Source organism: Aquiflexum sp. (assembly GCF_041751335.1).
Classification (GTDB): Bacteria; Bacteroidota; Bacteroidia; order Cytophagales; family Cyclobacteriaceae; genus Aquiflexum.
Genome location: NZ_JBGSXS010000247.1, coordinates 1 through 10,310, shown reverse-complemented (window position 1 = coordinate 10,310; position 10,310 = coordinate 1). Strand labels below are relative to the sequence as shown.

At 38.4% G+C, this 10,310-nt stretch carries 10 protein-coding genes and 2 pseudogenes; 2 read left to right on the top strand and 10 right to left on the bottom strand.

The features are described 5' to 3' along the window. Positions 1-697 (top strand): annotated as a pseudogene (locus ACEW8U_RS14020) (urocanate hydratase); the annotation flags it as partial. A gap of 162 nt (positions 698-859) precedes the next feature. Beyond that, entirely contained in the window at positions 860-1,027 is a 168-nt protein-coding gene (locus tag ACEW8U_RS14015; protein WP_373522678.1) for a hypothetical protein, read from the top strand. Between the two features lie 624 nt (positions 1,028-1,651). Here the strand turns inward: ACEW8U_RS14015 and ACEW8U_RS14010 are convergent. The 10 genes and pseudogenes from ACEW8U_RS14010 to ACEW8U_RS13965 all read right to left on the bottom strand — a co-directional run bounded on the left by ACEW8U_RS14010 (position 1,652) and on the right by ACEW8U_RS13965 (position 10,072). Beyond that, a complete protein-coding gene (locus tag ACEW8U_RS14010) occupies positions 1,652-1,810 on the bottom strand; it encodes a hypothetical protein (RefSeq protein WP_373522677.1) in 159 nt (52 codons plus the stop codon). Positions 1,811-1,813: 3 nt separating this feature from the next. Then, positions 1,814-1,987: a hypothetical protein gene (locus tag ACEW8U_RS14005; RefSeq protein WP_373522676.1), complete on the bottom strand. Its 174-nt coding sequence runs from the start codon at positions 1,985-1,987 to the stop codon at positions 1,814-1,816. Positions 1,988-2,154: 167 nt separating this feature from the next. Then, positions 2,155-2,421: a type II CAAX prenyl endopeptidase Rce1 family protein gene (locus ACEW8U_RS14000; RefSeq protein WP_373522675.1), complete on the bottom strand. Its 267-nt coding sequence runs from the start codon at positions 2,419-2,421 to the stop codon at positions 2,155-2,157. Positions 2,422-2,466: 45 nt separating this feature from the next. Further along, positions 2,467-2,799 (bottom strand): hypothetical protein, encoded by a 333-nt coding sequence (locus tag ACEW8U_RS13995; RefSeq protein WP_373522674.1) that lies wholly within the window; start codon positions 2,797-2,799, stop codon positions 2,467-2,469. A 37-nt stretch (positions 2,800-2,836) separates the two neighbouring features. Beyond that, entirely contained in the window at positions 2,837-3,181 is a 345-nt protein-coding gene (locus ACEW8U_RS13990) for an HTH domain-containing protein (RefSeq protein ID WP_373522673.1), read from the bottom strand. 61 nt (positions 3,182-3,242) lie between these two features. Beyond that, positions 3,243-5,396, bottom strand: a pseudogene (locus ACEW8U_RS13985) (peptidase domain-containing ABC transporter). A gap of 11 nt (positions 5,397-5,407) precedes the next feature. After that, on the bottom strand, positions 5,408-6,583 hold the full coding sequence (locus tag ACEW8U_RS13980) for an HlyD family secretion protein (protein ID WP_373522672.1): 1,176 nt from the start codon (positions 6,581-6,583) through the stop codon (positions 5,408-5,410). 756 nt (positions 6,584-7,339) lie between these two features. Beyond that, the gene (locus ACEW8U_RS13975; RefSeq protein ID WP_373522671.1) at positions 7,340-7,660 is read right to left on the bottom strand and encodes a redoxin domain-containing protein; all 321 of its coding nucleotides are present in this window, start codon (positions 7,658-7,660) and stop codon (positions 7,340-7,342) included. A gap of 273 nt (positions 7,661-7,933) precedes the next feature. Next, positions 7,934-9,133: a low specificity L-threonine aldolase gene (locus tag ACEW8U_RS13970; protein ID WP_373522670.1), complete on the bottom strand. Its 1,200-nt coding sequence runs from the start codon at positions 9,131-9,133 to the stop codon at positions 7,934-7,936. A gap of 216 nt (positions 9,134-9,349) precedes the next feature. Then, positions 9,350-10,072: a DUF6090 family protein gene (locus ACEW8U_RS13965; RefSeq protein ID WP_373522669.1), complete on the bottom strand. Its 723-nt coding sequence runs from the start codon at positions 10,070-10,072 to the stop codon at positions 9,350-9,352. Positions 10,073-10,310 lie beyond the last annotated feature (238 nt).

The following is a 10,310-nucleotide window of genomic DNA, read 5'->3' as shown; positions in this document are numbered from 1 at the left end:
GTGTTTTGATTATGGTTTTGGACCTTTCAGGTGGGTTTGCACTTCGGGCAAGCCAGGAGACTTAAATAAATCCGACCAAATAGCAGCCAAAGTCCTCAAAGAAATCATGGCCTCCTCTCCCACCGAAATCCAACAACAAATGCAGGATAACATCAAATGGATAGAAGAAGCTGGAAAAAACAAACTGGTAGTGGGTTCCCAAGCCCGTATCCTCTATGCCGATGCAGAAGGCAGAATCAAGATCGCCCAAGCTTTCAACAAGGCTGTCCATTCCGGTGAACTATCCGCTCCTGTGGTCTTGGGCAGAGACCACCATGATGTCAGCGGCACCGACTCCCCTTTCCGGGAAACCAGCAATATCTACGATGGCAGCAAATTCACCGCCGATATGGCCATCCACAATGTCATCGGTGACAGTTTCCGGGGTGCCAATTGGGTTTCCATCCACAATGGCGGAGGTGTAGGCTGGGGCGAGGTCATCAATGGTGGTTTCGGCATGCTACTGGATGGCACATCAGAAGCTGACCGACGGCTACAAACCATGCTCTTCTACGATGTCAACAACGGCATTGCAAGAAGGGCTTGGGCCAGGAATGATGAGGCTTTATTTGCAATAAAGAGGGAGATGGAAAGAACACCAGGATTGAAGGTGACGGTGCCGGAGATAGTGGATGAGGGGGTTTTGGGGTTTACCTAAATAAATAATAAATTTACACGTACAAAATCAATTTGTAATGAACACGAAACTCACCTGAAGTTTAAATAAACAAACCATAGAAAGAGCCAAAATATTAGTCTTTCGAGCTTGGTTGAGAAATATTTGAATTCTCTTTAGCATAAGGACGAAAAAACATTAAAAATGAGTCCACTGGTAGAAAGTTTGACTGGTGTTATTCCAAGCAAAATAGAGCAAAAGAAATTGTCCCCAAATGTCAAAAAGCTGTCCGGGTCGGTACAGCTTCCTAAAAACTATGATTACAAAAAGGAGTTGAGCAATGCCTTGGCTAAAAAATTTTTGGGCCGATGAAAGAAGTGCGTTTGGATGCCGATATGATCCTGGATTCAATGACTGAGCGAAAACCTTTTTCCGAAGATTATAAAAAGTGCAATTTGGCTATAATGACACCAAAGGGATTTTTAGGAACTTTGGGTGTCTAGGGTATTAAATTTTTAGATTCCTTTCTAATCCTATTTCTTTAAAAACTTAGCAAAGACCAACATGATTTGAGGGGTAAAAGACTTACCCAATTAGAATAATTGAACGAGTCAATTATGAAAATAATTTTTAAAAATCTTTATCTGTAAAAAAAAATGGATCATTCCTCCAATTGAGCCAATAAAAAGTTTAGATAAAGTAATAAATTCAGACCCTTGCCAAAAAATAAAATATGCGATCACTAGGCACAATAATGGCGTGATAATTTGTAAAATCATAGATTGATTTTTATAAAATACCATCATTGAAGAAAAAAAAGGGTATATTAATGTAATAGTAAATATAATCATTAGGTTTTGAAGATAGTTAGAAATTGGTTCTTGAAAAATCAAAACTACCATAATCAAGAAAACATTAAATAAGAGGATTTTGTTTTTTAAAACCATAAAATTAAATATTAGTTTGTCCATCGGTCAATGACCGATGGACATAAAATTAATCAGCTATATACTCACCGTTCTTAGCTCTTTCATATACATCTTGCATATGCGCATCATAGTTATTGGCAAAATAAGCAGCTACTTTCCCAAACCATTTCCAAACTTCACCTCCGGCCGAGATGTTAAACAATTCATCATTTGATAATTCTTTCATAGCTTATTGATTTCTTACTTCGTTATATCCTTCGATAAAATCATTTTTAACGCTATCCCATCCTTCCGTTATAAGTTCTACAACAGCAGCTGCGAATATAGCTTTACCTAAAAACCAAATACCTCCCCCGTCAACCTTAACCATCTCCTCAAAACTCAATTCCTTAAACTTTTCCATAATTTAAACAATTTTCCTTTTTCTCCCAACCTTTATCGGGCGTTGGGTTTTCCCAATCTCAAAATACCTCGTTTTTAGCTAGCATCGTTTTCGGCATCTGATCATGATTCTAAATTACTTTTGCTCCGTGCATAAAAACAGCACGAGAAAAATATCTTGTATTTTTTTCAAGGTTCATAAAAATAAACAGCAGGAACTATCAAAACAGCATTATATACGCCATGGAAAATAATAGCCCACTTCATACCATGGTTTAATCTGATATGACTTAAAACCAATCCCACTACAAACTTAATAGCAACCAACAAGGGGACCCAATAAAAATACTTCCCATGATCAAACTCGGTAAAATTGCCCATATGGACCAATGCAAATAGAGCGGAGGAACAATACACAACAATTTTAAGATCGGGCTTTTGCCCTTTAGTTATCATTATAAAAAGAATAATCAAATAACCCCACAGCAAAACTACAGGATATCAGATTTCAGATATCATAAATACAGACAATCCCAATCCCCACCAAATGGAAGATTTTTTAAGGTCCAGATGAAGCCTAAAAATAGGTTCCTCTATCAACGGGGTGAAAAATATGGCAATTAAGGCCAACAGCCATTTATTCTTTTCCAGGAGTTCGGTCATGATATGGTCAAACTGATCCATACCTGCCCATTCTAAGATAAAAGCATAAGGCACCACTATCAAAATGGTAATCAGTAAAAGAAATGTGAAATCACTAATTTTAATGTCACTGTAAGTTTCTGCCCGATAAGGTGCTTTCAAAAAGGATAAAAGAGTTCCGAATGTTTTCATGTTCTTAATATTTATGATCTAATAAAATAGTTAACACTCAATACTCAAGAGAAAAATTCCATGAATTCCTTGAGAAAATATTTGGCATGAATGACCCGCTCAAACATAATGCACCACCAAGAACCTTCCTGATTTCGGCAGACTCTAAAACTTCAAACCTCCAATCAATCAGAATCTGTTTTTGGCTGGCAAATACGAAACTGTTCAATCGTCGAGAATACTGAATATCAACTCCCATGTCATTCAAATATTCCAAATACACATACAACTGTCTCCTACTCACCCCCAGTCTCTCTGCCAACTCCTCAGGACTTCCCGTCCGCTGTTCCTTTACCAGCTTATTCAAAAGCTGTAATCTTTCAATTTGTCTGATAAATTCCATATTCTTCTAATTTAGTGTATGATATAAAAGTCAAATGGCAATTCTTTGTACTTGGTTCACTTCATGCCAACACCACCAACTGCTTCCTGATCATTTCAAAATACTTGCCTTCCTTGGCCAATAAAGCCGAATGGTTCCCCTCTTCGATCAGTTTCCCTTTATCCAGAACAAAAAGGCCGTCAAAATCCTGCACTGCTGCCAACCTGTGGGTAATGAATATAATGGTTTTGCCTTCTGTAGCCAGCATCCTAATGGTCTGTTGTACAAATTGCTCTGAATCGGGGTCTAGGGAAGCCGTGGCTTCGTCCAAAATCAATATTTCCGGATCCCGATACAATGCCCTTGCAATGGCAATCCGCTGCTTCTGCCCTCCAGATAATGCTGCCCCATTCTCTCCTAAGTAGGTCCCAAAACCGTTTGGCAGATTTTCTATAAAACTCATCATACCCAACCTATTGCAGATATGCACCACTTTTTGCATATCCGGTTGGTAGTCACCCAAGGCAATATTTTCCAAAACATTACCAGCAAAAAGATCTATACGCTGAGGCACTACTGAGACAATTTGTCTCAAACTTGCATTGTTGATAAATTTGATATCATGGTCTCCGATGTATACATTGCCCGACTGCAATGGGTACAGATTTTGAAGCAGGGAAACCAAGGTGCTTTTTCCTGAACCACTTTCCCCTACCACACCGGATATTTTCCCTTTGGGAAAGACCAAACTCAAACCATCAAAGACATTCGCTCTTGAACCATACCTGAAGCTTACATTTTTAAAGTATATATCTCCTACATCATCTTTTTTAAGAGTAAATGTTTCCTCCGAATTTTCCACTTCCAAATCCATAATCTCAAACAACCTGTCCGCGGCAATCAAAGCATTCTGAATGGTTTTGTTCATGCCGATCAAGCTGGAAACTGGACCAGTCAGATAGCCTGTCAAAGCATAAAAAGACATCAGTTCTCCAGGTGTGATCTCATTGCTAAGGACATAACCTGCGCCAACCCACAAAAGGATGATGGTAAACAGTCGTGAAACCGTCTCTGAGGATGTTCCTGAAAAAATGTTGTTCAAACCCGATTGATAAACAGTCTTCAAAAGCGAAACAAACCTGATCTCGGTTTTTATATTGGCATGGTCTTCGGCTCCAAAGCGCTTGATGGTTCCGGCTGCGGTGATGGATTCTACCAATTGGGATTCCAATTCGGCAGATTCTTCCATTAACCTTCTTTCAATCTTTTTATTGAGCCGGTTGGTAATCCAGTAGATTAGGGCATACAAAGGCACTACCAGAAGCATCACCAAGGCAAGTTTCCAATAAAAAGTAAACATCAATGCAAAAGAGAAAATCACAATAAAAACATTTACCAAAAACCCAATCGATACATCATTGATAAAAGCCCTGATTTTTACGGCGTCATTGATCCTAGAAATAATTTCTCCTACCCGCATGGTATCAAAAAATCGCTGAGGTAAAGTCAAAAGGTGTTTATAATACCCTAAAATCAAACGGGCATCAATGCGTTGGCCCACTTTGATAATAAACAAGGTTTTGAAAACCCCAATAAAAATCTGCAGGATCAGCAATACGATCATGGCAACCGAAAGGAGGTTAAGCAAATTGACATTCCTTCCAATAAATACATGGTCAATGATTTTTTGAACATATATCGACGTGGACAATCCTAAAATGGTATAAATGACTGCTCCTATTAAAGATTGAAACATGACGCTTCGATGGGGCCGAACCAAAAACCAAAACCTCCTCCAAGTACTCACCTTTTGATTGATGGCATTGAACTCATCATTTGGCATTAATAAGACCAATACCCCTGTCCATATTTCCTTAAACTCTTAAGGAGATACCTTATGCACTTGTCCATCACCTGGATCCATGTATTCCACCATTTTGTCAGTCACTTTATAGATTACTACAAAATGATGTAGAACTTTTTTCACAATGACATGGGCGATTACCGGCATGGGAACTTCTTTGAGTGCATCGAATTCTCCTCGTACTCCTTTGGCCGAAAAACCCATTTTGGTCGCCGCTTCAATGAGTCCTAAGATATTAGTGCCTTTTTGATCAGTAGAAGCCATCTGTCTGATTTTAGCCACTGGCATTTCAAGGTTGTAATGCGAAGCTACTGATGCAAGACAGGCTGCACCACAATCCGTAATATCCCTTTGTTTAACTTTGATACCCATATGATGAAAAATTATATGCTATTTTGAACTTGAGGATTGAGCCAATTATCCACCTTGTCATAAAGCAGTTGAAATAAAGACCTTCTAGCCACAATAAAGCGGGCATTGAAAGTCATTCCTTTTTTAATATGCCCTTCCTGTCCGCTGGACAAGGTCAAATAAGATGTGTCTAACATACATGTTACCAAAAAACCTGCTTCCCTTTCACTGATTAAACTGAGGTCATCTGCTATATCTTTGACTTTCCCGATGGCAATCCCCCATTGATTGTAATTGTATGCGTCCACTTGAAAAGTCACTTCTTGCTCTTTTTCAATAAATGCAATGTCACTCGGAGAAATGTAAGTCACTGCAATCAAAGTCGTGTCAGGTGAAATTTCGGCGAGCTTTTGCTGGGGATGGATAAAATCCCCTTCATTCAGGTTAAGTACATTGATCAGAGTGCCACTAGTACCTGCAATAATCTTGTATTGATCAATTTGCTCTGCAAAAACATCCATTTGGTTTTTAAGGCGCAATTTTTCGTTTTGATGATTGATCAGCTCCTGTTCCCATTGATTGATTTGTTGCTTTTTGACCAAATCCATTTGAGTCTGCGCTTGTTTGTACTGGACTTCAATGTTGTCATAGTCAGCAAAGGCGATGGATTTACTGTTGTAAAGCATTTGGGCACGATCAAAGTCCCTTTCCAATTTTTGAAGCATAGAGGCCTGATTGTTGATTTTGGTCTGAAATTCCAAAAATGAAGCCTGATAGTATTTAGATTTTAATGGGATAAGCAAAACAAAATTCCCTTCCATTTGCAATCGAAGCAATTTCCCCAAATCATAAATAAAATCCTCCAGCAGCATCAACCTTTCTCCCAAACCCTGCATTTCCAACTGAATTACCTCGGCCCGAACAACAGCCAAAACATCCCCTTTTTTGACCTTTTTATTTTCAGTCAGATCCCATTTTTCCAATCGTCCACCAACTGAACTCATCAAAGAATTGCGCTGAAGTGCTGACTGAAATGTGCCGCGGGACTGTACTGCAACATCCACATATATCAATGGCAAAGAAGCCACGGCTGAAAGTAAAATACTCAGTAAAATCAGATAAATTGCCTGTGATCTGACACTGATGTGGGAATCATAAACTTCCACGGATACATTTAAAATTGACGGTGGGAAAACCTTTTTTTCCATAAAAATATAATTTAGGTTCAACTTAAAGCTTAGCTAAATATAAATGTTAAAAAAGATTTTTCTAGGTCTTATTATTAAGATAATCGATTAATTAACCGTTTAATGTAAAAATATCTTTGCATTGGGAATTCTTAGTAAGGAAGTATAAAGAAAACTAAATCCAATTTGCCACCCAATGATAATCGAGTATTTAAAAAAGGGTGAGACTAAGATTTTCCTGAAAAAAATTCAAGATAAATCAAATCTCATCTTTTGAAAGTCCTCCTTGCTTTAGGATTATCAGTTTATCACTGTTTTCAGGTCTTTGGAAGGAAAGAAAAATCCCGCTTGTCTTTAACTATCTAAAATCACATCTTTTTATAAAACCCTGAACCCTCTCCCAAAAAATCCACGTAAAAGAAATTTTTATGCACACGGGATTTACAATATCATACCCAGCCATTAAATCAACAAGTAGGCGGCGCTTTTTCGCCCGGTCAAAATACAAAGTGATTCTGCCATTAAAAACAAACAAGGTCTAAACAGACACCACTGTGGATTTATTCAGCGATAAGACTTTCAATTGCCGCGCGGATGCGCCCCATGTCATCCACGCACATGGCGTGCTGCCCGGAGCCATTGTCATCGTGATACTCCATACCCGGATGGACAAACTGTATTACCCCGGACTTATCCAGGATGAAGGTTACCGAGGTAGCCGGTCGTTTAGGGCCTGTAAGCCACCATTCTTTTAGCGTGCCATTGCGCCAATCCCAGTCAGTCTATAGCTACCGGAAACTTAAAATCTCTGGCTTCAACCACACGCTGTACACGCGCTACATCCAAAGGGTCATCTCTCCCGGCCTTGGGATGGTAAACCCCAACCAATGCGAAGCCTTGGTCGGCATATTCCTCATAGAGCTGACGAAGCGCGGGGGCACTGCTTGCACAGAAAGGACAGGTGTCGGTAAACCAACGAACCAGAACGACTTTTCCTCTAAGATCTTCCAGCGTAAGCGGCTCGGAATTGATCCATCCGTCAAACTGGAAAGGAGGCGCTTGAACACCGATGCGGTCATCACCGGCAGTCCTGTCCATAGTTGACAAGCTTCTGAGCGATTTCTCAATCTTAGCATCTGCCTCAGTCTCGGAATCTCCCTCTTATAGGTGAATCTCACGTTGATGCTCCCAAGACTTTATGATGAAATGGAATTTTCAAACCGATCGTATTTTACTCGTTATGTAAAAAATATTTTAGATATTACTCCAAGTGAGTACCGAAATCGCCTAGGGTAGAAGAGAAATGTGTACGAAAGCAGGATTTGCTCTTGTCATGGTGGTTATCAGCTTGAGTGGAACCTTCAAAGCTTTTTAATTCCTTGCTTGTTCAATTCCTTCTTTCCAGGCATCAATGATATTTTTATTGTCCCTGGTTAATAAACTTTCATTGACAGTAAATTTTACAATTCCACTATCATTGGCTCTTCCTAACCAAATATTATGCTCATTGTATAGAAAAACAGCAAGCTTTTTTAAGCTTATTTCATTGCTTAAGGTTAAATCATAAATATTAGTACCGTTTTTAAAACCAGTTATACTAACACCATTTAATTCGTTCAATCCAGTAATTAAGTTTTTAGATCTCATAACAACTTCATCCCAACGCTCATTAATGCCTTCTAAATAATGTAAAGCCATTGATGTATTATTCCAATTTTGAAATACAGTTCCTCCGAGTATTTTAATTTGATGAGCTATTTGATCAATGATTTTTGCATCCCCACAAAGCATTGCTCCTCCAGTAGCATTTAAATATTTATATAGGGAAATATAAACCGTGTCAAAATATGAAGCGTATTCCAAAAGTGAGGTCTTGTTGAAAGCAGACGCTATATGAATTCTTGCACCGTCTAAATGCATTTTGTAATTATTTTCTTTGCAGTATGTTGAAATGTCTTTTATCACATCTAATGGCACAAAAGTTCCGTCAGCACGCCGGACAGGGTTTTCAATCACAACGGTTCCTAAGCCGCTTTTAAAAACTTCATTATTATTTATATAGTCGATTGTACTTTTTAAATCAGCTATATCAAAATAGGGCTTTCCTTTTCCAATTGGGATCAGCCTGATGCTATGAACGCTTTGGGCTGCATCAGCTTCATCTCTGAAAATATGTGAGTTTTCAGGTACTATGACTTTAGTGTTGTTTTCATTCAGTAACTTAATTGCTAATTGGTTGGCCATCGTACCAGTAGGCAGATAAATGGCCTTTTCTTTACCCGTTATTTTTGCAAATTCCTCTTCAATTAATTTTGTATCTCCCCCATTTCCATATACATCAGGTTCAATAGGTTTCGAATTATTTATTTCTTGCAGCTTCTTAAGGTATTCATGGGGTGCCAGTGCAAACCCATCATAAATAAAGTTAACCGGTGATTGATTTTCAGTGTGTACTTCATCAATAGTTCTTTCAAATGACATTGCGTTCAAGCCAGTTGTTGGAAGCAAAAAAGGAACAGTTGATAGACTACATTTTTTTAGAAAGTCTCTTCTATTGTTTTCATTTTTCATTTTGTTCATTTTCTTAAATGTTGCCTATCGGTCAAGTATAAGAGCAGTAGCGCCTGCCTGCTGCTGGCAGGGAATTCGAAGCGATTACCTGTCCGCCACCACAAAAGTTTTTAAATACACTGACCTTGATTTTATCACTTCACCCGCTACCTGCCCGTCCAGCAGGTGGGTTGATCTTATACAATATTGCGCCTGCCTAAGATAAGCAGGCTTTCGTTATTTTTGTTCGGGATTTAATTCCCGATTGATTTCATCTAATATTTTGGTTATTTCTACTCCGAGGATTTCATAATTTTCAACATTATAATTTGCTCTTTCTCGTATAGTCCTGACGATGTTCTTGAATTTGAAATTTTCAAGAAGCGCTGGGTCCACATAAGTAGAATCTGGTGTTAGATTTAAGTACTCCAGTCTGAATGGATTCATATTCGTATCTCCGAACGCTATAAGTCGCATTTCATCCTCTCTCGCGTCTTCTATCATTCCTGACCATCTGGCCAGGTGCATACGCAATGAATCATTCTTAATGATGTACAGATTCCCGGAACTTATAAGTGCATTCAATGCGCCATTGGAAGGACTAAAAGTAGAATAGCCTCCTAACCTTCGCGTATAGTTAAAATAATTAATTGGATCCACTTCAGCTTTGGGCAAATTGAAAAGAGCCAGTAGACTATCGCAATTGGATGCCAAAGTAGAAGATTTAATGATGTTGCTATTTAATTCACTTTCGTTATATTCAAAATCTGATTTTAACTCTCTGAGAATTTTTTGTTCAAAATTGGTTTCTTTTCGGTATTCATTCCAATTATTGATTGACAAAGCAATTAAAATCCCAATAACCACCAGCACAATTTCTCCAATGGCATATAATAAATATCTGCTGAACTTATCCTCAGAGAGTAATTTTTGTCTGATATGTCTGAAAAACTTGATCATATATTTTAATTTATTAACCTGCGCACCACCTGGCTCCTCACTATCAAAGGTCTACAAGACCTTTGATTCCCGTTCGGCCCTCTAAAGAATTTTATCATTGGTTACGGTTACTGGTGTTTTTGTTCAGTATTTTTAAAAGCCTATTGCACGCCTCTGAGGTATTCAAAATAGATTCCACCCTTCCTTTGGCAAAGTTCTTTCTAATTGAATTTACCAACGTTTGATCTTGTAACAACAA

Excerpts from the sequence above, each read along its gene's own strand:
- ACEW8U_RS14015 (WP_373522678.1), top strand. The coding sequence starts at position 860 with ATGAGTCCACTGGTAGAAAGTTTGACTGGTGTTATTCCAAGCAAAATA.
- ACEW8U_RS14010 (WP_373522677.1), bottom strand. The coding sequence starts at position 1,810 with ATGAAAGAATTATCAAATGATGAATTGTTTAACATCTCGGCCGGAGGT.
- ACEW8U_RS14005 (WP_373522676.1), bottom strand. The coding sequence starts at position 1,987 with ATGGAAAAGTTTAAGGAATTGAGTTTTGAGGAGATGGTTAAGGTTGAC.
- ACEW8U_RS14000 (WP_373522675.1), bottom strand. The coding sequence starts at position 2,421 with ATGATAACTAAAGGGCAAAAGCCCGATCTTAAAATTGTTGTGTATTGT.
- ACEW8U_RS13995 (WP_373522674.1), bottom strand. The coding sequence starts at position 2,799 with ATGAAAACATTCGGAACTCTTTTATCCTTTTTGAAAGCACCTTATCGG.
- ACEW8U_RS13990 (WP_373522673.1), bottom strand. The coding sequence starts at position 3,181 with ATGGAATTTATCAGACAAATTGAAAGATTACAGCTTTTGAATAAGCTG.
- ACEW8U_RS13980 (WP_373522672.1), bottom strand. The coding sequence starts at position 6,583 with ATGGAAAAAAAGGTTTTCCCACCGTCAATTTTAAATGTATCCGTGGAA.
- ACEW8U_RS13975 (WP_373522671.1), bottom strand. The coding sequence starts at position 7,660 with ATGGACAGGACTGCCGGTGATGACCGCATCGGTGTTCAAGCGCCTCCT.
- ACEW8U_RS13970 (WP_373522670.1), bottom strand. The coding sequence starts at position 9,133 with ATGAAAAATGAAAACAATAGAAGAGACTTTCTAAAAAAATGTAGTCTA.
- ACEW8U_RS13965 (WP_373522669.1), bottom strand. The coding sequence starts at position 10,072 with ATGATCAAGTTTTTCAGACATATCAGACAAAAATTACTCTCTGAGGAT.